General features: G+C 59.6%; 16 protein-coding genes, 1 tRNA gene and 1 pseudogene. 16 read left to right on the top strand and 2 right to left on the bottom strand.

Annotation, left to right across the window (positions count from 1 at the left end):
* Window positions 1–68: 68 nt before the first annotated feature.
* From OIS53_RS04715 to rplT, 10 genes and pseudogenes are all read left to right on the top strand, one after another.
* Entirely contained in the window at window positions 69–1,982 is a 1,914-nt protein-coding gene (locus tag OIS53_RS04715) for a DNA topoisomerase IV subunit B (protein ID WP_264681239.1), read from the top strand.
* A 24-nt stretch (window positions 1,983–2,006) separates the two neighbouring features.
* Entirely contained in the window at window positions 2,007–2,543 is a 537-nt protein-coding gene (locus OIS53_RS04710; RefSeq protein ID WP_264681238.1) for a hypothetical protein, read from the top strand.
* On the top strand, window positions 2,544–3,122 hold the full coding sequence (locus OIS53_RS04705) for a PIN domain-containing protein (RefSeq protein ID WP_264681237.1): 579 nt from the start codon (window positions 2,544–2,546) through the stop codon (window positions 3,120–3,122). It abuts the gene before it with no gap.
* Between the two features lie 108 nt (window positions 3,123–3,230).
* Window positions 3,231–6,185, top strand: a complete 2,955-nt coding sequence (locus OIS53_RS04700) for a DNA gyrase/topoisomerase IV subunit A (RefSeq protein ID WP_264681236.1) — start codon at window positions 3,231–3,233, stop codon at window positions 6,183–6,185.
* A gap of 104 nt (window positions 6,186–6,289) precedes the next feature.
* The gene (locus OIS53_RS04695; protein WP_264681235.1) at window positions 6,290–7,153 is read left to right on the top strand and encodes a tetratricopeptide repeat protein; all 864 of its coding nucleotides are present in this window, start codon (window positions 6,290–6,292) and stop codon (window positions 7,151–7,153) included.
* A 48-nt stretch (window positions 7,154–7,201) separates the two neighbouring features.
* Window positions 7,202–8,326 carry a tetratricopeptide repeat protein gene (locus OIS53_RS04690; RefSeq protein ID WP_264681234.1) on the top strand — a complete coding sequence of 375 codons (1,125 nt, stop codon included), beginning with the start codon at window positions 7,202–7,204 and terminating at the stop codon, window positions 8,324–8,326.
* Between the two features lie 303 nt (window positions 8,327–8,629).
* On the top strand, window positions 8,630–10,573 hold the full coding sequence (thrS, locus tag OIS53_RS04685; protein WP_264681233.1) for a threonine--tRNA ligase: 1,944 nt from the start codon (window positions 8,630–8,632) through the stop codon (window positions 10,571–10,573).
* Between the two features lie 343 nt (window positions 10,574–10,916).
* Window positions 10,917–11,474 (top strand): annotated as a pseudogene (gene infC, locus OIS53_RS04680) (translation initiation factor IF-3); the annotation flags it as partial.
* A 173-nt stretch (window positions 11,475–11,647) separates the two neighbouring features.
* On the top strand, window positions 11,648–11,842 hold the full coding sequence (gene rpmI, locus OIS53_RS04675; RefSeq protein WP_264681232.1) for a 50S ribosomal protein L35: 195 nt from the start codon (window positions 11,648–11,650) through the stop codon (window positions 11,840–11,842).
* A gap of 169 nt (window positions 11,843–12,011) precedes the next feature.
* Complete coding sequence (gene rplT / locus OIS53_RS04670) at window positions 12,012–12,356, top strand: 50S ribosomal protein L20 (RefSeq protein ID WP_264681231.1); 345 nt, start codon at window positions 12,012–12,014, stop codon at window positions 12,354–12,356.
* A gap of 158 nt (window positions 12,357–12,514) precedes the next feature.
* Here the strand turns inward: rplT and OIS53_RS04665 are convergent, their stop codons facing one another.
* Window positions 12,515–12,949 carry a hypothetical protein gene (locus OIS53_RS04665; RefSeq protein ID WP_264681230.1) on the bottom strand — a complete coding sequence of 145 codons (435 nt, stop codon included), beginning with the start codon at window positions 12,947–12,949 and terminating at the stop codon, window positions 12,515–12,517.
* A 173-nt stretch (window positions 12,950–13,122) separates the two neighbouring features.
* Window positions 13,123–13,196 (bottom strand) — tRNA-Met (locus OIS53_RS04660).
* Window positions 13,197–13,333: 137 nt separating this feature from the next.
* Here OIS53_RS04660 and OIS53_RS04655 point away from each other — a divergent pair.
* The 6 genes from OIS53_RS04655 to trxB all read left to right on the top strand — a co-directional run bounded on the left by OIS53_RS04655 (window position 13,334) and on the right by trxB (window position 20,547).
* Window positions 13,334–13,747, top strand: a complete 414-nt coding sequence (locus OIS53_RS04655; RefSeq protein WP_264681229.1) for an START-like domain-containing protein — start codon at window positions 13,334–13,336, stop codon at window positions 13,745–13,747.
* A 113-nt stretch (window positions 13,748–13,860) separates the two neighbouring features.
* The gene (locus OIS53_RS04650; RefSeq protein ID WP_264681228.1) at window positions 13,861–15,294 is read left to right on the top strand and encodes an LptF/LptG family permease; all 1,434 of its coding nucleotides are present in this window, start codon (window positions 13,861–13,863) and stop codon (window positions 15,292–15,294) included.
* A 314-nt stretch (window positions 15,295–15,608) separates the two neighbouring features.
* Window positions 15,609–15,884, top strand: coding sequence for a 30S ribosomal protein S15 (gene rpsO / locus OIS53_RS04645; RefSeq protein WP_264681227.1), 276 nt, complete (start codon window positions 15,609–15,611; stop codon window positions 15,882–15,884).
* Between the two features lie 214 nt (window positions 15,885–16,098).
* Window positions 16,099–18,264: a polyribonucleotide nucleotidyltransferase gene (gene pnp / locus OIS53_RS04640; protein WP_264681226.1), complete on the top strand. Its 2,166-nt coding sequence runs from the start codon at window positions 16,099–16,101 to the stop codon at window positions 18,262–18,264.
* A gap of 135 nt (window positions 18,265–18,399) precedes the next feature.
* A complete protein-coding gene (locus OIS53_RS04635) occupies window positions 18,400–19,263 on the top strand; it encodes a sigma-70 family RNA polymerase sigma factor (RefSeq protein ID WP_022823752.1) in 864 nt (287 codons plus the stop codon).
* A 336-nt stretch (window positions 19,264–19,599) separates the two neighbouring features.
* Window positions 19,600–20,547, top strand: coding sequence for a thioredoxin-disulfide reductase (trxB, locus tag OIS53_RS04630; RefSeq protein WP_264681225.1), 948 nt, complete (start codon window positions 19,600–19,602; stop codon window positions 20,545–20,547).
* The last annotated feature ends 123 nt before the right edge of the window (window positions 20,548–20,670 follow it).

Below are 20,670 nucleotides of genomic sequence, written 5' to 3'. Positions count from 1 at the left end.
GAAAATCAAAAGCGGAAAAGGTCAATTTTCTGCGTTATTTTACCTCAAATTTGATTTCCGGTTTTCTAATGGCTGAAGAACAAGTACCTGCCGCCACCCACGGCTACACCGAAGACAGTATCCGTTCCCTGGACTGGCGTGAGCATATCCGCCTGCGGCCGGGCATGTACATCGGCAAGCTCGGGGACGGCTCCAGCTACGACGACGGCATTTACGTGCTGGTCAAAGAAGTTATCGACAACTCCATTGACGAGCACGTGATGGGGCACGGCCGCACCATCGAAGTGAAAATCTCGGACCACCGCGTGCAGGTGCGCGACTACGGCCGCGGTATTCCGCTGGGCAAGGTGGTGGACGTGGTAAGCAAAATCAACACCGGCGGCAAGTACGACAGCAAGGTGTTCCAGAAGTCTGTGGGCTTGAACGGCGTGGGCACCAAGGCGGTTAACGCCCTGAGCAATTATTTTCTGGTGCAGAGCGTGCGCGACGGCGTGGTGAAGTCGGCCGAGTTTGCTCAAGGCAAGCTCGTGCAGGACCCTAAACCCCAGAAGACCAGCCAGCGCAACGGCACGCTGATTACCTTCCAGCCCGACGACACGATTTTCCGCAACTACCGCTTTATCCCGGAGTACCTGGAAAACCAGATCTGGAACTACGTTTACCTGAACGCCGGGCTGACCATCAACTTCAACGGCCAGAAGTACTACTCCGAAAACGGCCTGCTGGACCTGCTGGCCCGCAAAGCCGACCCGGAGAGCCTGCGCTACCCCATCATCCACCTCAAAGGCCCCGACATCGAACTGGCCCTCACCCACGGCAACGACTACGGCGAGGAGTACTACTCCTTCGTGAACGGGCAGTACACCACCCAAGGTGGCACCCACCTGGCCGCCTTCCGCGAGGCCGTGGTAAAAACCGTGCGCGAGTTCTACAAGAAGGAGTATGACGCCGCCGACGTGCGCGGGTCCATCATCGGGGCCATTTCGGTGCGGGTGCAGGAGCCGGTGTTTGAGAGCCAGACGAAAACGAAGCTGGGCAGCATCAACATGGGTCCCGATGGCCCCACCGTGCGCGGCTTTATTCTGGATTTCGTCAAAGAGCACCTCGACAATTTCCTCCACAAGAATCCCGAAACGGCCGAAGCTCTGAAAAAGCGCATCGAGCAGAACGAGCGGGAACGGAAGGACATGGCCGGGGTGAAGAAGCTGGCCAACCAGCGGGCCAAAAAGGCCAACCTGCACAACCGCAAGCTCCGCGACTGCCGCCTCCACTTGGGCGAAACCAAAGACGCCGAAAAAGAGCTGCTTACCACCCTGTTCATCACCGAGGGTGACTCGGCCTCGGGCTCCATCACCAAGAGCCGCAATGTGGAGACAGAGGCCGTGTTCAGTTTGCGCGGCAAGCCCCTGAACTGCTTCGGGCTGAAGAAAAAAATCGTGTACGAGAACGAGGAACTGAACCTCTTGCAGCATGCCCTCAACATCGAGGAAGGCATTGAGAACCTGCGCTACAACCGCGTCGTCATTGCCACCGACGCCGACGTGGACGGCATGCACATCCGCCTGCTGCTGCTGACCTTCTTTCTGCAATTCTTCCCTGATTTGGTGCGCAACGGCCACGTGTTCATCCTGGAAACCCCGCTGTTCCGCGTCCGCAACAAGAAAACCACCATCTACTGCTACAACGAGCAGGAGAAACAGGCCGCCATGCGCCAGCTCGGCCGCAACCCCGAAGTTACCCGCTTCAAAGGCCTGGGCGAAATCAGCCCCGACGAGTTCGGCCGCTTCATCGGCGACAACATCAAGCTGGAGCCCGTGATTTTGCAGTCGGACCGCTCCATCCAGCAGGTGCTCAACTACTACATGGGCAAGAACACCCCCGCCCGCCAGGAATTCATCATCGAAAACCTGCGTTTGGAGAAGGATTTAGTGACATCCGACGTGCTGCCCGTAAGCGAGGTAGTGGAGGCGGAGGCGGTGTAAGAGCTGGTTAAACTTTCAAGTGCTATGGCAAACCCTTTTGGAGTTCCCGAACACTACGTAGCCGACCTAGTGGGCTATTCAGCCCGGCACGAGCTGCGGCTGTTGGTGGAAGTGAAGGCCGGTGCCTTTTGGGCCAGCCAAGACTTAGCCGCATGGGACGAGCAGGATTGGCAGGAAAACTTTTTCCAGGAGTTGACCGAAACGTGGTTCCCAGATCCTGCTAAGCCTAGCGCTGAGCCAGCCACATGGCACAACGACTACTACTTCATGTTGGTGACTCCCCGCCAAATTGCGTTGTGGCGACCAGGCGCCGCACCGCGCCGCGCACCGGACATCATCGTTGACGCAAGCGCAGTTCTGGAGCGGCAGTTGGATGTGCAGCGGTTCCCGCTCTCGCGGCTGGACGAGCGCAACCTAGAATCCGTTGTTTATTCTTGGCTGATGTTTAGCCAGTTTAAGCCAAAGCAACAGCTAATCGACGAGCCCGCGCAGCGGTGGTTGGTTGATACTGGCCTCTACGAAGCTATTTATCACGGCGACATTCAGCTTCAGGCCGCTTGAATGAGACGGGTCTTTGTAGAAACCAATTTTTTGCTGGAGTTGGCCTTTCAACAAGAACAAGCATCGTTTTGCGAGAAAATACTGCAAGCTGCCGAGCAGCATGTCATCCGCCTAATAGCTCCTGTTTATGGGCTGTCTGAAGTATTTAACAGGCTGCGGACCGCAAAGCAGGGACGGGATGAGTTGGTGGCTGCTATTCAGGAAGAAATAAAACAGCATCAACGCGAAGCCGGAGCCGATGCCGACGATATGGAAACACTCGGACGGTTGTTGCGGGGCGTGCTGCTAGCGCGCACGGCAACCCAAACCGAACGGCTGTTTCAGGTTGTGGAACGGTTTACCCGTTCAGCTACCATGATTTCCATAACTCCCGAAATCGTAGTGGCCGGACAACGGGCTTTCGTTGAAAACAGCTTGAGCCTGCACGACGCGCTGGTGCTGGCAAGCGTGCAGCAGCAATTGCTGAACGAGCCAGAGCAGGAAGAATGCCTGTTTGTATCGCGCGATGAAAAGGCGTTCAAAGCGACTCGCTTGGTGCAGGAGCTGCGGGTGCAGCGTTGTCGATATAAACAGCTTTGAAGCCGCAGTGAACTATCTGCGGTTATCTTAATTGAGAATTGTCCTTCCGCCCCGCCAAGCGGAAGAGAGGTACAAGAACAACAACCGTGGCCCCCGGCCACACCCCTTATGTCAGAAGAGAAAGACCCCCAGGACCTGAACCGCAACGACGAGCAAGCGCCCAACCTGTTTGGTGCCGGCGACTCCTTTGAGTTCGGGGCCGAGCCGGCCGGCCCAGCCGATGCCGACGACACTACGCCCCAACTCGTGGTGAGCGAAACCGGCGAATTATTGCTGGCCGAATCGTCGGCTGACGTGCAGGCTGTGACCGAGCCGGAGCCGGTAACCGAAGAAGCCGAGGAGGAACCTAAGTTTGCGCCCGGCGAGATGATTCACGACGTGGCCACCGTGAACGGCATGTACCAGAACTGGTTTCTGGACTACGCTTCTTACGTGATTCTGGAGCGGGCCGTGCCGGCTATTGAGGACGGCCTGAAGCCCGTGCAGCGCCGCATCCTGCACGCCATGAAGGAGATGGACGACGGCCGCTTCAACAAAGTAGCCAACGTCATCGGCCAGACCATGCAGTACCATCCCCACGGCGACGCCTCCATCGGCGACGCCATGGTGAACCTGGGCCAGAAAGACCTGCTCATTGAAACCCAGGGCAACTGGGGCGACATCCGCACCGGCGACGGCGCCGCCGCGCCCCGCTATATTGAGGCCCGCCTGAGCAAGTTTGCCCTGGACGTGGTGTTCAACCCCGACATTACGGAGTGGCAGATGAGCTACGACGGCCGCAAGCGGGAGCCGACCACGCTGCCGGTGAAGTTCCCGCTGCTGCTAGCCCAGGGCGTGGAGGGCATTGCCGTGGGCCTGAGCACCAAAATTATGCCCCACAACTTCCGGGAGCTGTGCAAGGCCAGCATCGACGTGCTACGGGGCCGCGACATCCAGCTGTTCCCGGACTTCCCCACGGGCGGACTCTGCGACGTGACCAACTACAACGGCGGCCTGCGCGGGGCTAAAATCCGCTTGCGCGCCACCATCGAGAAGGTCGACAAAACGATGCTCGTCATCCGCGACATTCCCTACGGCACCACCACCACGGCGCTGATGGAAAGCATTGTGAAGGCCTCAGAGGCCAACAAAATCAAGATCAAGAAGGTGGTGGACAACACGGCGGCCGAGGTGGAAATCCAGGTGCACCTGCCGGCCGGGGTTTCCCCGGACCTCACCATGGACGCCCTCTACGCCTTCACCGATTGCGAAATCAGCATTTCGCCCAACACTTGCGTCATCATCGACGAGAAGCCGCGCTTTGTGGGAGTGGAGGATATGCTGCGCCTGAGCACCCAGAAAACGGTGCGCCTGCTGGAGCGGGAGCTGGAAATCCGCCAGGAGGAGCTGCAGGAGAAGTGGCATTCGGCTTCGCTGGAAAAAATCTTTATCGAAAACCGCATCTACCGCAAAATCGAGGAGTGCGAAACCTGGGAAGACATTCTCCAGACCATTGACGCCGGCTTGCGCAAGTTCGTGCGCATCGACGGCGAAAAGCCCAAGGCCAACGACCCGCGCTTGGTGCTGCGCCGCGCCATTACCGAGGACGACCTGACGCGCCTGACCGAAATCCGCATCAAGCGCATCAGCAAGTACGACGGCTTCAAGGCCGAGGAATACATCCAGAAGCTGGAAACTGAGCTGGCCGAGGTGGCCGACCACCTGGCCAACCTCACCCGCTACGCCATCGGCTACTTCGAGGGCCTGCTGAAAAAATACGGCGCCGGCCGGGAGCGACGCACTCAGCTGCGCACCTTCGACGTGGTAACGGCCCAGAAAGTAGCCGTGGCCAACCAGAAGCTCTACGTGAACCGCCAGGACGGTTTCGTGGGCTACGGGCTGAAGAAAGACGAGTTTGTGTGCGACTGCTCGGACCTGGACGACATCATTGCCATCCGCCGCGACGGCACGTTCATGGTGACCAAGATTGCCGAGAAAACCTTCGTGGGCAAGGACATCCTGCACGTGGGCGTCTACAACAAAAACGACGACCGGCTGGTGTACAACCTGGTGTACCAGGACGGGGCTTCGGGCATCTCCTTTGCCAAGCGTTTTCTCGTGACGGGCATCACCCGCGACAAAACCTACGACCTGACCAAAGGCACCAAGGGCACCAAGGTGCTCTATCTCACGGCCAACCCCAACTCGGAGTCGGAGATTGTAAGCGTGCAACTTTCGGACAAGGCCCCGGCGCGGGTCAAGCAGTTCGACTTTGATTTTGCCGAGCTGGCCATCAAAGGCAAGGGCTCCATGGGCAACATCGTGACCAAGCAGCCCATCAAGAAAATCACCCGCAAAGCCGTGGGCGACTCGACGCTGGGCGGCCGGGAGGTGTTTTTCGACGTGGTGGTGGGCCGCCTCAACCACGCCGGCCACGGCCGCTACCTGGGCACCTTCGACACCGACGACACTTTGCTGGTGGTGTACAAAGACGGCTCCTACGAGGTGCGGCTGCCGGACCTGGCCTGGCACGCCGACGTGCCCAACATTGTGCTGCTGCGCAAGCTGGAGCCCGAAACGGTCATCAGCAGCGCCTACGTGGAGGGCGAAACCAAGACGCACTACGTCAAGCGGTTCAAAATCGAAACCAGCACCCTGGAAAAGCGCTTCACCTTCATTTCGGAAACCAAGGGCTCGAAGCTGCTGTGCGCCACCTGCCACGCCGAGCCCCGGATTGAGGTGAAGCTGCAGCGCGACAAAAAAGCCGAGAAAGAAACCGTGCAGCACCTGCTCCACGAGTTCATCGACGTGAAAGGCTGGAAAGCCCTGGGCAACAAACTCAACTACTTCAAAATCCACGCCCTCACCCTGCTCACCGACGAAGGCCCCGAGCCGGAGCGCAAAGCCGTAAAGAAAAAGGCCGGTCCGGCCACCATTCCGCGTCCGGCCGCTGCTGGCAGCAGCACCGCAGCTCCCGAAGCGCCCCTGCCGGAGCTGAGCGGCCCGGTGGATATTTCGGAAGCCGACATTGCCCAGGCCCAGGCCGTGCTCAAGACGCCGAAGTCCCAGCTGAAGCTGTTTTAATCTTACCCCAAAAGCCCTGCTGCACCTCGCGGCGGGGTTTTTTGTGTTGCTTAGCGTGTGGCATCTGCCAGAAAAGCCCCAGCTTTGAGAGCTTATTCAGAGGTATGAGGTTGTGCATTTGTCTGTTTGTCCTGGGGCTGCTGGCGGGGCTGGGTGCTTTTCCGGCTCAGGCCCAGCTGCACAAGGCCAAGCCTGCGCCCAAGCCCGCCGTGGAAGCGCCTCCTTCCAGCGAAGTGGATAGGCTGCTGCGGCAGGCCCAGGAGCTGCAAGCCCGGTACAAAGAGTCGGAAGCTCTGGCCACGTATGAGGAAGTGCTGGGCCGGACTCCGGCCACGTACGAGGCGCTATGGCAGGCGGCCGTGCTTAGTGTCCGCATCGGGGCCCGCTACACCGACGAAACCCGCAAAGCTGCCTACTTCGCGGCGGCCCACCTCTACGCCAACCGCGCCCTGGTGGTGCGTCCCGACGGCGCCGAAGGGCACTACGCCGAAGCCCTGTCCCTGGCCAACCAAGCCACCCTGCTGTCGGCGCGGGGGCGGCTGCTGGCCTACCGCGAAATGAAGCCCCACGTGCAGGCCGCCGTGGCCGCCCGCCCCACCTGGGCCGACGCCTGGCAGCTGCTGGGCCGCTGGCACTACCGCGTCGACCACTACAACTTGCTGGAACGGGTGTTCAGCCGGGTGCTTCTGGGCGGTACGCCCAGCGGGGCCAGCACCCGCCAAGCCCTGGAAGCCCTGGGCCGGGCCCACGAACTGGCGCCCCAGCGCATTCAGTTTGCCTACGACCTGGCCCGCGTCCACCTCAACCAGGGCCAGCGCCGCCAGGCCATTAGTGTGCTCCAGGAAGCCGTGACCATGGAGCCCGTTACGGCCGATGAGCTGGAGCTGAGCCGCCGCTGCCGCCGCTTGCTGGAGCAGCAGAACCGCCACCTGCGCCGCCAGATTGCCCGCCGCGTCAAAACGCTGTAGCAGGCCGGCCCGTTGGCGGGGCCCCGCGCCGTATCTTTGCCCGTAGCTATGCTGACCACGATGCCTCCTGTTGCTGCTCGTCTGCTCTTGGTGCTGGCCGCCGGCCTGGCGGCGGGCTGCGCCGAAGTGCCCGTGGAGCAGCCGGCCCGCATGGTGAATTTGCGCACCGTGCAAAGTGGGCCGGCCATTCAGGCCCAGGAGCTGGACGGCGCCATTGCCCGCCAACCCCAGAATGCGTCGCTGTACGCCCGGCGGGCCGCGTTTCGCCTCGATGCCGGCCAGGTAGGCCCGGCCCTGCAAGACATCAACCAGGCCCTGGACCTCGACGACGCCCCCGGCGAGTTTTACTTCACCAAAGCCCGCGCCCTGCGGGCACAAGGCCAGCTCCCGGAAGCCCTGGCCGCCGCAGCCGAAGCCGCCCGCCGCGGCTTTTCCTCCCCCGACCTCAACCTGCTGGTAGGGGAGATGCACCTGGCCCGGCGCGAGTACCAGCCGGCCCTCGACCAGCTCGACCGGGCCTTGCAGCAGGAGCCCGACCACACGGCGGCGCTGTTCTACAAAGGCATGGCCTTCGTGGGGCTGCGCGACACGGTGCAGGCTCTCGACTACCTGCGGGCCAGCCTGGCCCGCGACCCACGCCAGCCCGAAACCCTGCACCAGCTGGCGTTTCTGCTGAACGCGTTTCGGCAGCCGGCCGAAGCCGCCATGTATGCCGCCCAAGGCCTGAAGCTGGCTCCCGACTACGGCCCGCTGTGGTACGACTACGGCCGGCAGTTCGAGCTGCAAAACCAACCCGACAGCGCCGCCCGCAGCTACGCCCGCGTGGTGCAGCTCGATACCACCTTCTACCGCGCCGACTACCGCCTGGGCTTGGTGGCCTTCAAAGCCCGGCAGTACGCCCAGGCCGTGCCCTACCTCCAGCGGGCTCTGCGCCGCGCCCCACGCCTGGCCGGCGCCCGCCAAATGCTGGCCGAAAGTCTCGAAAGCCTCGGCCGTTACCAGGAAGCCACCGACCAGTACCGCCTGCTGGTGCTGGAAAACCCCGGCAACCGTCACTGGACCTACAAAGTCTGGAAAGTGGGCAACCGCGCCAAGGGCATTATCGTGGATGAGCGTCCCCGCCAAGCCGTAGAGCTCATCGAGCCCATCAGTGTGCAGCGTTCTGGGTTGTGAGATAGGGGCTTAGGGTCTTGGGGGCTTAGGACTTAGGGACTTGGTTTATCATGCTGGTGTCATCCCCTCATCAGGCATCCACACCATAAAGAACCTGCTCACCTGAGGACATGACGGCAAAATGGCTTTACCGTACAGGTACGTCATTCTGCCATAACAAAAGCTTCATCTTCGCTTGATGCGCAACATGCTCAGGATGACGCTAGAACGGCAACTAAGCCCCTAAGTCCCCAAGACCTTAAGTCCCTCTTTCCCTATCTTGCGGCCTCACGGCTGGTTGTATAGCCATAATTCCTCTTTTTTATGTTACAGATTACCCTCCCCGACGGCTCGGTGCGCCAGTTTGTAGATGGCGCCACGGGCTACGATGTGGCCGCCGGCATCAGCGAAGGCCTGGCCCGCAATGCCCTGGGCGTGCGCGTCAACGGCGAAGTACGCGACCTGCACCGCCCCCTTGACCAGGATGCCACCGTGGAAATCCTGACCTGGAACGACCCGGACGGCAAAGCCACCTTCTGGCACTCCTCGGCTCACCTCATGGCCGAAGCCCTGGAAGCCCTGTACCCCGGCGTGAAGCTGGGCATCGGCCCCAGCATCGAAAACGGCTTCTACTACGACATTGACCTGGGCGAGGGCCGCTCCATCTCCACCGACGACTTCGCCAAAATCGAAGCCAAAATGCTGGAGCTGGCCAGGCAGAAAAGCCAGTACCAGCGCCGCGCAGTCAGCAAGGCCGATGCCGTAGCCTACTTTCAGGAGAAAAACGACCCCTACAAGCTGGATTTGCTGGAGCGTCTCGAAGACGGCTCCATCACCTTCTACACCCAGGGCAGCTTCACCGACCTCTGCCGCGGGCCCCACATTCCCGATACCTCGCCCATCAAGGCCGTGAAGCTGCTGAACGTGGCCGGGGCCTACTGGCGCGGCGACGAGAAGAACAAGCAGCTCACGCGCATCTACGGCATTACCTTCCCCAAAGCCAAGGAGCTGGCCGAATACCTGGAAAAGCTGGAGGAAGCCAAGCGCCGTGACCACCGCAAGCTGGGCAAGGAGCTGGAGCTGTTCACGTTTTCGGAAAAGGTAGGAGCGGGGCTGCCCCTGTGGCTGCCCAAGGGCACGGCCCTGCGCGAGCGGCTGGAGCAGTTTCTGCGCCGCGCCCAGATGAAGGCCGGCTACCAGCCCGTCGTGACGCCCCACATCGGGGCCAAGGAGCTGTACGTGACCAGCGGCCACTACGAAAAGTACGGGGCCGACTCCTTCCAGCCCATTAAGACCCCCAATCCGGGCGAGGAGTTTTTCCTCAAGCCCATGAACTGCCCCCACCACTGCGAAATCTACCGCAGCAAGCCTCGCTCGTACCGCGACCTGCCGGTGCGCCTGGCCGAGTTTGGCACCGTGTACCGCTACGAGCAGAGCGGGGAGCTGCACGGCCTGACCCGCGTGCGGGGCTTCACCCAGGACGACGCCCACATCTTCTGCCGCCCCGACCAGGTGAAGGAGGAATTCCTGAAGGTGATTGACATTGTGCTCTACGTGCTCAAAGCCCTGGACTTCCCCGACTTCACGGCCCAAATCAGCCTGCGCGACCCGGAAAACAAGGCCAAGTACATCGGCTCCGATGAAAACTGGGCCCGCGCCGAAGCCGCCATTCAGGAAGCTGCCGCCGAAAAAGGCCTCAACACCGTAACTGAGCTGGGCGAGGCCGCCTTCTACGGCCCCAAGCTCGACTTCATGGTACGCGACGCTTTGGGCCGCAAGTGGCAGCTCGGTACCATTCAGGTCGACTACAACCTGCCCGAGCGGTTTGAGCTAGAGTACGTGGCTTCCGACAACTCCCGCCAGCGTCCCGTCATGATTCACCGGGCCCCGTTTGGGTCCCTGGAGCGGTTTGTGGCGGTGCTGATTGAGCACTGCGGTGGCAATTTCCCGCTCTGGCTCACGCCTGAGCAGTTTGCCGTGCTGCCCATCTCGGAGAAGTACCACGACTACGCCCAGCAGATCTACGACCGGCTCCAGGCCGCCGAGCTGCGCGGCACTGTAGACCACCGCGACGAGAAAATCGGCCGCAAAATCCGCGACGCCGAAGTGCTGAAAGTGCCCTACATGCTCATCGTGGGCGAAAAGGAACAAGAGAACAACATCGTGTCGGTGCGCAAGCACGGCGAGGGCGACGTGGGCTCCATGCCCCTGGACGCTTTCATCCGCAGCTTCCAAACACAGGTGAATGACATGATGGACGGCAAATAACCACCGGGTTCTGGCGGGCCGGCGGTAAACGGTGCCGCTTGTCTCTGAAAACGCCCGAGTGTAGCAAGCCCTTGACGTTCACACCAGCTTGACGTTCGCACCAGCGTCAGGGGCTTTGCATTCAGTGGGGTAGTAGGAGAGAAGACGTCACGTAGCCGCCGCTGTAGGTCTTGGCCAGGCTTGCTTACAAGAGAGCAGAACATAGTTGACCGCCAATTTTATATAGCCTTTTTTTCAGCGTTTGGAAAAAATGCCGGATATTCGCCCGCTGATTGAACCCACCGGGCTTGCCTGTTGGCGTTTCAGCCACTGAAAATCGACTTTCACCTTAAGGAGAACTGCCATAGCTACCCCCAACCGCCGCTATATCCCTCGCACCCAGGTCGAGGAGCCGTTTAAAATCAACCAAAAGATTACGGCCCGCGAAGTACGCCTGGTTGGCGACAATGTGGAACAGGGCATTTACTCGATTGAGCAGGCCCGCCGCATGGCGCAGGAGCAAAATCTTGATTTAGTAGAGATTTCGCCTACTGCCGTCCCGCCCGTTTGCCGCGTTATTGACTACTCGAAATTCAAGTACGAGCAGAAGAAAAAGACCCGCGAGCTAAAGGCCAAGCAAACCAAGGTCGTCATTAAGGAAATCCGTTTCGGACCCAACACCGACGACCACGACTTTGCCTTCAAGCTCAAGCACGCCCAGGAATTTTTGCGCGAAGGCGCTAAAATCAAGGCGTACGTGCACTTCGTGGGGCGCAGCATCGTGTTCAAGGAGCGGGGTGAAATTCTGCTGCTCAAGTTTGCCCAAGCCTTGGAAGACCTCGGCAAAGTAGAGCAGCTGCCCAAGCTCGAAGGCAAGCGCATGTTCCTGTACCTGGCGCCCAAGGCAGCGGCCCCGGCCAAACCCAAGCCTGCCCCCACCAAGGAAGGCAGCAAAGAGGCCAAGCCCGCCGCTACCGCCTCGGACCAAGACACCGAATAGCTTACTACTCCGGAGCTGCGGCTCCGTTTTTCCAGCTGGCGCACCGGCCCTAGGCAGCCGACCGCCGCAGTTTTTCACCACTTACCTCCAGCACAATGCCGAAAGTAAAAACCAAGTCCGGCGCCAAAAAGCGGTTCTCGCTGACCGGCACGGGCAAAGTAAAGCGCAAGCACGCTTTCAAGAGCCACATCCTGACCAAGAAGACCACCAAGCAGAAGCGCGCCCTTACGCACGCCACCCTGGTGAGCCCCGCCGACATGGGCCGGGTGAAGGATATGCTCAACATCTAAATGAATTAAAAATTGACAATTAAAAATTAAGAGTTGACGCTGTACGCCTCATTACGCTAATTTTTAATTCTCAATTTTTAATTTTTTAATTCATTCAAAACCAGGCGTCCGGTAGCCCCATAAGCCGCGGCAGAAAAGCCGCCGCCGGCCGCCAAAAACAAAGCAGGTTATGCCAAGAAGTGTCAACCACGTGGCCTCGCGCCACCGTCGGAAGAAAGTAATGCGTTTGGCGAAAGGCTATTACGGCCGTCGCAAAAACGTGTGGACCGTTGCTAAAAACGCGGTTGAGAAAGGTCTGCTGTATGCCTACCGCGACCGGAAAGTAAAGAAGCGCGAGTTCCGTGCCCTCTGGATTCAGCGTATCAACGCCGGGGCCCGTGAGCACGGCCTGTCGTACTCGCAGTTCATGGGCGGCCTGAAAAAAGCCGGCATCGACCTGAACCGCAAGGTGCTGGCTGACCTGGCTCTCAACCACCCCGAGGCGTTCCGGGGTATCATCGAGAAAATCAAGTAGACCCCGCTTGGTTGAGACACACGAAAAAGCGTCCGGCTCTTCTGAGCCGGACGCTTTTTTTATGCTACCAGAAGCGCACAAGGTGCGCCTGGCAGCGCGCAAAACAGCACATCAGTCAGGGAAGCGCGCCTACCGTTGCCTGTACCTAGGTCGGTAGTTTAGGCGCGGGCGGTTTGTGGATTGGCTTGCTGCATGGTGCGCAGCCAGTGCCGGGCTTCGGGGCCATTTTCAAACAGGCGCATTTCGATGCGAAGCCCCGCCCGCAGGTGCAGGTCTTCGGCAGAGGCCTGCCCGAAAACGCCCGGTGCCACAATATGGGCATAGTACTGCAAGCCCGCACTAAGGGCCGGTGGTATCCAGTGTTGCTCAATCCACTCGTTAGCCTGCTTCCAGGAGCCTAGCACTGCCGTATTATCGTTCAGCATGTAGGGGCAGCGCAACTGCTCCAGCACGTGCAGCACGCCCGTGGCGCCCTCAATTACGTCGGCTGTGCTGAGCAACCCGTGCCAGTCGTTGTAAATCCAGTTATTCTGGTGGTCGTACTCGACGGTTAGGTACGTAGAGCCATACGAGTTGGCAAATTCTTGACGCATGCAGCCAAGAAGGAAGGATGGCCCGGCCTGCACAAGTTTTTTAGACTAACAGCACCTTTGCGTCGGTAGAATACCCGTTTGCCGAGGCTAAAAACTGCACTGTCGAGCTTGCCTGCCCCTGCCAACACCCAAACAAAAAACCGCACCAGCCAGAGCCAGTGCGGTGCGTGGTGTAGCGGGGACGAGATTTGAACTCGTGGCCTCAGGGTTATGAATCCTGTGCTCTAACCAACTGAGCTACCCCGCCTCGTTTTGGTGGGGCAAAGGTAGGGACAAGATTTAACCCAATGCAAGCGTTGTGCAAAAAAAAACCCGCGTATATTGGCTGCCGGGCGACTTTCCAGCTGGAAGCCGACCCCAGTAATTCTTCACCTCGTTTAGCTTATGCCGCTTTCCGCCACCCGCCTCAAACACCGGTTTACGGTCGAATACCCCATTAATGCTTCGCCCAAGATTCTGTATCCGTACTTGGCTACGGCCTCGGGGCTGACGCAATGGTTTTGTCAGGATGTGCGGCTGGAAGACCACCACTATTACAACTTTATCTGGGACAACCAACCCCACTACGCCGAGATGAACTCGCACCGCACCAACCGCTCGGTGCGCTACGTGTTCCTCGACGACAACAAGCGCCACACGCCCGACGCCAACTACCTGGACTTTCTGCTGGAAGAGTCGCAACTCACCCAGGAAGTGTACCTGCGCGTGATTGACTACTCCGAGGAAACCGACGACGTGGAGCTGCAGGAGATGTGGGACGGGCTGATTCAGAAGCTGCGGGAACAGGTAGGCGGCTAACGGCGGTTTAGCGTTGGCAGGGGAGCAGACGCGAAACGAGGCGTATCTTCGTTTCCCGTTTGCTCTTTCTTTTTATAGGCCGCTGCCCGCGGGTTTAGGGGCGGCCACGTGGTATGAAAAAACTTGATAAGCTAATTCTGCGGGCCTTTGCCGGTCCGTTTTTTCTGACCTTTGCCGTTGTGGAGTTCATCTTCCTCATGCAGTTCATGATGAAGTACATGGACGACCTGGTGGGCAAGGACCTGGGCCTGAGCGTGATTCTGCAGCTGCTGTTCTACTTCAGCGTGCTTATCGTCCCGATTTCGTTGCCGCTGGCCGTGCTGCTCTCCTCGCTGATGACTTACGGCACGCTGGGGGAACACCACGAGCTAACCGCCATCAAAACCTCGGGCATCTCGCTGACGCGCATTCTGCGGCCCGTAATGGTGGTGTGCGCCCTGCTGGCCGGCGGGGCCTTCTGGTTCAACAACACCATTGTGCCGCTGGCTAATCTGGAAGCCTACAGCCTGCTGTGGGACGTGCGCCAGCAAAAACTGGCCCTCGACATCCGGGAGGGCGTGTTTTATAATGGCATTCCGGGCTACACCATCAAGGTAAACCGCAAGCTAGGCGAAAACGGTGACCTGCTCAAGGGCATCATGATTTATGAGCACACTCAGACCCGCGGAGGTAGTGTTGTTATCCTAGCTGATTCAGGGCGCATGTTCAGCCGATTTGAGGGGCAGTACCTGGGGTTGGAGCTATTTAAAGGGCGTACTTACATGGAGCAACCCAGCGTCGAGAACCGCTCGGGTGCCAGCTTCACCCGCCAGAATTTCGACCGCAACCTGATTACATTTTCCCTGGCGTCGTTTGGCCTGGACCGCACCAAGAAGGAGCTGTTCAACCAGAACAAGATGATGCTCAATACCCAGCAGTTGACGCACGTCACGGACTCGCTGCGGATGCGCTTGAATACGGAGCGTGGGCAGCTGGTGCAGCAACTCACGCCTTACTACACCTACGTGCGCTTCGACACCACCGACCAGGCTGCTGCGCGGCGGGTGGCGGGCTGGCAGGTACCCGCCCGGCGCCTGCACGCCGTCGACCTCGACGTAGCCCAGCGCGCCGCCAACCGGGCCCGCAACGTGCGGTCCTATCTGGGTACTTCGGCCGAACGGCTCACCAACCTGCAGCGCGACACAGCCAACTACCGCATCGAGCTATTCAAGAAGTACACCCAGTCGGTAGCCATTCTGGTGATGTTTCTAATTGGGGCTCCGCTGGGCGCCATTATCAAGAAGGGCGGCCTGGGCGTGCCCATTCTGATTTCAATTGTCTTCTTTATCATCTACTACGTCCTCTCCATCATGGGCGAGAAGTACGGCCGCGAGATTATCCTGCCGGTAAGCGTGGGAATGTGGATGGCCAATGCGCTGCTGCTGCCCGCCGGGCTGTTTTTCCTCTACCAAGCCCGCCGCGACTCCGGCCTGCTGGAAGTAAACTGGCAGCGCCTCGCGCCCACCTGGCTGCGCTGGCCGCTGCGGGGCTACTGGAAGGCAGCGTAAGGTGTGAATGAGGTGGAATGTGAGAAATGTGGTGAATGTGGGAAATGCGTAGCCTCAGTAGGGCGACATATCGGCAATGAATAGTACATGAGAATGACAAAGCCCCACCGGAAGGACACAGCCGCTCATGGACGGTAGGTGTTACCCCGCAGGGGCTACGCATTTCCCACATTCACCACATTTCTCACATTCCACCACATTCTTCACATTCACTTCACATTTCTCATAGTAACCGCTTACCTTTGCGGCCACCCCGAGGTGCGGGGTGATTTTTTCTCATATTTTAAATCCAAGACGGGGAAACCTATCTGCCGATGAAACTCACTACTGAAGCAAAACAGGCCATTTTCGAGAAAAATAGCCTACAGAAGTCCGCTAACGACACCGGCTCGGCCGAGTCGCAGATTGCGCTGTTCACGCACCGCATTACTCACCTCACGGAGCACCTCAAGGTGAATAAAAAGGACTACTCGACCCGCCTGGGTCTGCTGAAACTTGTTGGTAAGCGCCGCCGCCTGCTGGACTACCTCCAGCACCGCGAAATCAACCGCTACCGCGCTATTATCAAAGAACTGGGCATCCGTAAATAAGCCCCCGTTCCCGGAGCAGGGAGCCTTTCCGCAACGAGAGGTTCCCTGCTCTTTTTTTAGTCCAGATTCGGGGCCGGCTGAATGTTGCCGCCGGTTTCGGTGTTATCTTTCCCGAGGAACAACGCTCTTCCTCCCTAGAGCAAAGCGGGGCCACTGGCGGCCCCGTTTTTTTGGCTGCTCGCCCGCTGCACGCTTTTTCAAGCACCCTTAGAAGATGCCCAATTACAACGCGGTTACCAAACACATTGCCCTGCCGGACGGCCGGCAGATTTCCATCGAAACCGGCAAGCTGGCCAAGTTTGCCGACGGCGCCGTGGTCGTGCGCCTCGGCGACGCCATGCTGCTGGCCACGGTGGTGTCGCAGCCCAGCGCCCGCGGCGACGTGGACTTCCTGCCCTTGTCCGTTGATTACCAGGAGAAGTTCGGTGGGGCCGGTAAAATCCCCGGCTCCTTCCAGCGCCGTGAAGGCCGCCTCTCCGACTACGAAGTGCTCGTTTCGCGCCTCGTGGACCGGATTCTGCGCCCCATGTTCCCCAAGGACTACCACTACGAGGTGCAGGTGATGATTTCGCTGATTTCAGCCGACAAGGATGTGCAGCCCGACGCCCTGGCCGCCCTGGCCGCTTCGGCCGCTCTGTCGGTGTCGGATATTCCCTTTGCGGGTCCCATTTCGGAAGTGCGCGTAGCCCGCATCGACGGCAAGCTCCAGATTAACCCCCTAACCGCCGACATCGAGCGGGCCGACATCGACCTTATCGTGGGGGCTACCATCGACTCGGTGGCCATGGTGGAAGGCGAGATGAACGAGGTGAGCGAAGAGGAAATGGTAGAGGCCATTGCCTACGCCCACGAAGCCATCAAGGAGCAGGTGCGCGTGCAGCAGGAGCTGGCCGCCGAAATCGAGAAGTCGCACGTGAAGCGCGACTATCCCAAGTACGACGAGAACGACGAGCTGAAGCAGCGCATCACGCAGGCCGTCTACCAGAAGGCTTATGAGGTAGCCAAGTCGGGCAACACCAGCAAGTCGGGCCGTAAGGAAGGCTTCGGCGCTATCAAGAAGCCCCTGCTGGAAGAGTTGCAGGCCGAAAACCCGGAGCTGGACCTGAAAATGTTCGGGCGCTACTACGGCTCGGCCGAGAAGAAGGCCATCCGCGACATGATGATCAAGGAGCGCACCCGCCTCGACGGTCGCCAGCTGACCGAAATCCGCCCCATCTGGTCGGAAATCAACTACCTGCCGGGCGCCCACGGCTCGGCCCTGTTTACCCGCGGCGAAACCCAGTCGCTGACCTCGGTGGCCCTGGGCACCAAGCTCGACGAGCAGATTGTGGACTCGGCCATGGTGTCGGGCTACAACAAGTTTATGCTGCACTACAACTTCCCGGCCTTCTCGACCGGTGAAGTGAAGCCCAACCGTGGCCCCGGCCGCCGCGAAGTAGGCCACGGCAACCTGGCCATGCGCTCCTTGAAGAAGGTGCTGCCCCCGGAAGACGAAAACCCCTACACCATCCGCGTGGTGTCGGACATTCTGGAGTCGAACGGCTCGTCGTCGATGGCGACGGTGTGCGCCGGTTCCATGGCCCTGATGGATGCGGGCATTAAGATGCGCGCCGCCGTGTCGGGCATTGCTATGGGCCTCGTGCAGGACAGGGAAACCGGCGAATACGCCGTGCTGTCCGATATTCTGGGCGACGAAGACCACCTCGGCGACATGGACTTCAAGGTGACGGGCACCGAGAAAGGCATTGTGGCTTGCCAGATGGACATCAAAATCCAGGGCCTGAGCAGCGAAATCCTAACCGCGGCCCTGCATCAGGCCCGCGAAGGCCGCCTGCACATCCTGCGCGAAATGGCCAAGACCATTGCCGAGCCAGCCGCTGACCTCAAGCCGCACACGCCCCGCTCGCACAAGATGCTCATCGATAAAGAGTTTATTGGCGCGGTTATTGGGCCCGGCGGTAAGGTCATTCAACAGATTCAGAAGGACACCAACGCCACAGTTATTATTGAAGAAAAAGAAGAAAAAGGCCACGTGAGCATCTTCGCCTCCAACCAGGAGGACATGGAAGCTGCCATCAGCCGCATCCGCGCCATTGCGGCCGTGCCCGAAGTAGGCGAAACCTACAAAGGCAAGGTGCGCAGCATTCAGCCCTACGGTGCTTTCGTGGAGATTATGCCGGGCAAAGACGGCCTGCTCCACATTTCGGAAGTAGCGCACGAACGGCTGGCCTCGCTGGACGGCGTGCTGGAAGTAGGGCAGGAGATTGACGTGAAGCTGCTCGACATCGACAAGAAAACCGGCAAGTACCGCCTCTCGCGCAAGGTGCTGCTGCCCAAGCCTGAGCGGGCCGCCGATTCCAACGGTACGGCTCAGGTGTAAACCGCCGAACTTTCGCGGGTATCGGGGTGTTGCTCTCAACATCATCCTGATACCCGTGTTAGGTATCCTCCGTATACCGGACTATTCACTAACGACGTTTCTAGAACCCCCCAATTTACCTTTCTCGCGCCCGCAATGAGACAGCTAAAAATCAGCAAGCAGATCACCAACCGCGAAAGCCAGTCGCTGGATAAATACCTCCAGGAGATTGGCAAGGTGGACCTGCTGACCCCCGATGAGGAGGTGACGCTGGCGCAACGCATTAAGGAAGGCGACCAGCAAGCGCTGGAGAAGCTGACCAAGGCCAACCTCCGCTTCGTGGTGTCGGTGGCCAAACAATACCAGAACCAAGGTCTGTCGCTGGGCGACTTGATCAACGAGGGCAACCTCGGCCTGATCAAAGCTGCCAAGCGCTTCGACGAAACCCGCGGCTTTAAGTTTATCTCCTACGCCGTGTGGTGGATTCGCCAAAGCATTCTGCAAGCCCTGGCCGAGCAAAGCCGCATTGTGCGTCTGCCTCTGAACCGGGTTGGCTCGCTGAACAAAATCAGCAAGTCGTTTTCGGAGCTGGAGCAGAAGTTTGAGCGGGAGCCCTCGCCCGAGGAAATTGCCGAAGTGCTGGAGCTAACCACTTCAGAAGTGGTGGACACGCTCAAGATTTCGGGCCGCCACGTGTCGGTGGATGCCCCCTTCGTGCAGGGCGAGGAAAACCGCCTGCTTGACGTGCTCGAAAACGAAGACGAAGAGTCGCCCGACACGGGGCTGATGAACGACTCGCTCCGCAAGGAAGTGCAGCGCGCCCTGAGCACGCTCACCAAGCGCGAAGCCGATGTGATTACGCTTTATTTCGGTCTGAACGGAGAACATTCGCTCACGCTGGAAGAAATCGGCGAAAAGTTTAACCTGACCCGCGAGCGGGTTCGGCAGATCAAGGAAAAGGCCATTCGCCGCCTGCGCCACACCTCGCGCTCCAAAGCGCTGAAACCGTATCTGGGGTAACGATTCTTACCCCGTTGCAAAAGACCCTGGCCGCTGGTTGGGGTTTTTTGTTGTGCTTTGGGAGAGTGTTAAGATGTTATGCTGACACCAGAAGCTAACGGTCATGCTGAGCCCTGCGAAGCATCTCTACCGCTGGCTAACCTCTAACGGCTGCAACGAAGCGGGAGAGATGCTTCGACAAGCTCAGCAGGACAATACCACTCAGGCGTCAGCACCCAGATGCCTCGCTGCGCTCGGAATGACAGCCGCGTGCTACACACGAGCGGCTCGTGTTACCTTTGCCGTCCCAACTAAACCTTTCATGGCGCAGGCCTGGGCCTGAGCTTTCTTCCTCCTATGGAAAATACGACCTCGGAACACGTAAAGTGTTTAATTATTGGTTCGGGTCCGGCTGGTTACACGGCCGCTATTTATGCCTCGCGGGCGGGCTTGCAGCCGGTGATGTACCAGGGCCTGCAACCGGGCGGGCAGCTCACCATCACCAACGACGTGGAAAACTTTCCCGGCTACCCCGACGGCATCATGGGGCCGGAGATGATGGAAGACCTGAAAAAGCAGGCCGCCCGCTTCGGCACTGATATTCGGTACGGCATTGCGACGGCCGTGGACTTTTCGGGCCATCCGCACCGCATCACCGTGGATGAAACCAAGCAGCTCACCGCCGACACGGTGATAATTGCCACGGGCGCGTCGGCTAAGTGGCTGGGGCTGCCCTCGGAGGCGCGCCTGAACGGCTCGGGCGTGTCGGCCTGTGCCGTGTGCGACGGGTTTTTCTACCGCGGGCTGGACGTGGCCATTGTGGGCGCCGGCGACACGGCGGCCGAGGAAGCTACTTACCTGGCCAACCTGTGCTCCAAGGTGTACATGATTGTGCGGAAAGGGGAGATGCGCGCCTCGAAAATCATGCAGAAGCGCGTGCTCGACAACCCAAAGATTGAGGTGCTCTGGAATACCGTAACCGACGAAATCCTGGGCGAGCACGCTGTGGAAGCCGTACGGGTGAAGAGCACGCTGGACGGCAGCACCCGCGAGATTTCGGTGAAGGGCTTTTTCGTGGCCATCGGCCACGAGCCCAACTCCAAAATCTTCCAGCCCTACCTGACGCACGACGAGCAGGGCTACCTGAAAACCTTGCCCGGCACGGCCAAAACCAACGTGGACGGCGTGTTTGCCTGCGGCGACGTGCAGGACTACACCTACCGCCAAGCCGTGACGGCCGCCGGCTCCGGCTGCATGGCTGCCCTCGACGCCGAGCGTTACCTGGCCGCGCTAGGCGACCATTAGGTGAGTGAGTGGATGAGTGAATGAGTGAGTAGGCAAGTTGGTACTGCACTTTGATAGTGGGTTGGTACGTTCAGGTTGCCCGTTCTTCCTTCACTCATTCGCTCACTCGCTCATTCACTCATT

The sequence above is a fragment of the Hymenobacter sp. YIM 151500-1 genome, assembly GCF_025979885.1.
GTDB lineage: Bacteria > Bacteroidota > Bacteroidia > Cytophagales > Hymenobacteraceae > Hymenobacter.
This window is presented reverse-complemented; position numbering and strand designations above follow the sequence as displayed.

Coding starts and splice junctions, on each gene's coding strand:
- OIS53_RS04705 (WP_264681237.1), top strand. CDS start 2,544: ATGAGACGGGTCTTTGTAGAAACCAATTTTTTGCTGGAGTTGGCCTTT.
- OIS53_RS04650 (WP_264681228.1), top strand. CDS start 13,861: ATGAAAAAACTTGATAAGCTAATTCTGCGGGCCTTTGCCGGTCCGTTT.
- OIS53_RS04700 (WP_264681236.1), top strand. CDS start 3,231: ATGTCAGAAGAGAAAGACCCCCAGGACCTGAACCGCAACGACGAGCAA.
- OIS53_RS04655 (WP_264681229.1), top strand. CDS start 13,334: ATGCCGCTTTCCGCCACCCGCCTCAAACACCGGTTTACGGTCGAATAC.
- trxB (WP_264681225.1), top strand. CDS start 19,600: ATGGAAAATACGACCTCGGAACACGTAAAGTGTTTAATTATTGGTTCG.
- OIS53_RS04635 (WP_022823752.1), top strand. CDS start 18,400: ATGAGACAGCTAAAAATCAGCAAGCAGATCACCAACCGCGAAAGCCAG.
- pnp (WP_264681226.1), top strand. CDS start 16,099: ATGCCCAATTACAACGCGGTTACCAAACACATTGCCCTGCCGGACGGC.
- rpsO (WP_264681227.1), top strand. CDS start 15,609: ATGAAACTCACTACTGAAGCAAAACAGGCCATTTTCGAGAAAAATAGC.
- rplT (WP_264681231.1), top strand. CDS start 12,012: ATGCCAAGAAGTGTCAACCACGTGGCCTCGCGCCACCGTCGGAAGAAA.
- thrS (WP_264681233.1), top strand. CDS start 8,630: ATGTTACAGATTACCCTCCCCGACGGCTCGGTGCGCCAGTTTGTAGAT.
- OIS53_RS04665 (WP_264681230.1), bottom strand. CDS start 12,949: ATGCGTCAAGAATTTGCCAACTCGTATGGCTCTACGTACCTAACCGTC.
- OIS53_RS04710 (WP_264681238.1), top strand. CDS start 2,007: ATGGCAAACCCTTTTGGAGTTCCCGAACACTACGTAGCCGACCTAGTG.
- OIS53_RS04690 (WP_264681234.1), top strand. CDS start 7,202: ATGCTGACCACGATGCCTCCTGTTGCTGCTCGTCTGCTCTTGGTGCTG.
- OIS53_RS04715 (WP_264681239.1), top strand. CDS start 69: ATGGCTGAAGAACAAGTACCTGCCGCCACCCACGGCTACACCGAAGAC.
- OIS53_RS04695 (WP_264681235.1), top strand. CDS start 6,290: ATGAGGTTGTGCATTTGTCTGTTTGTCCTGGGGCTGCTGGCGGGGCTG.
- rpmI (WP_264681232.1), top strand. CDS start 11,648: ATGCCGAAAGTAAAAACCAAGTCCGGCGCCAAAAAGCGGTTCTCGCTG.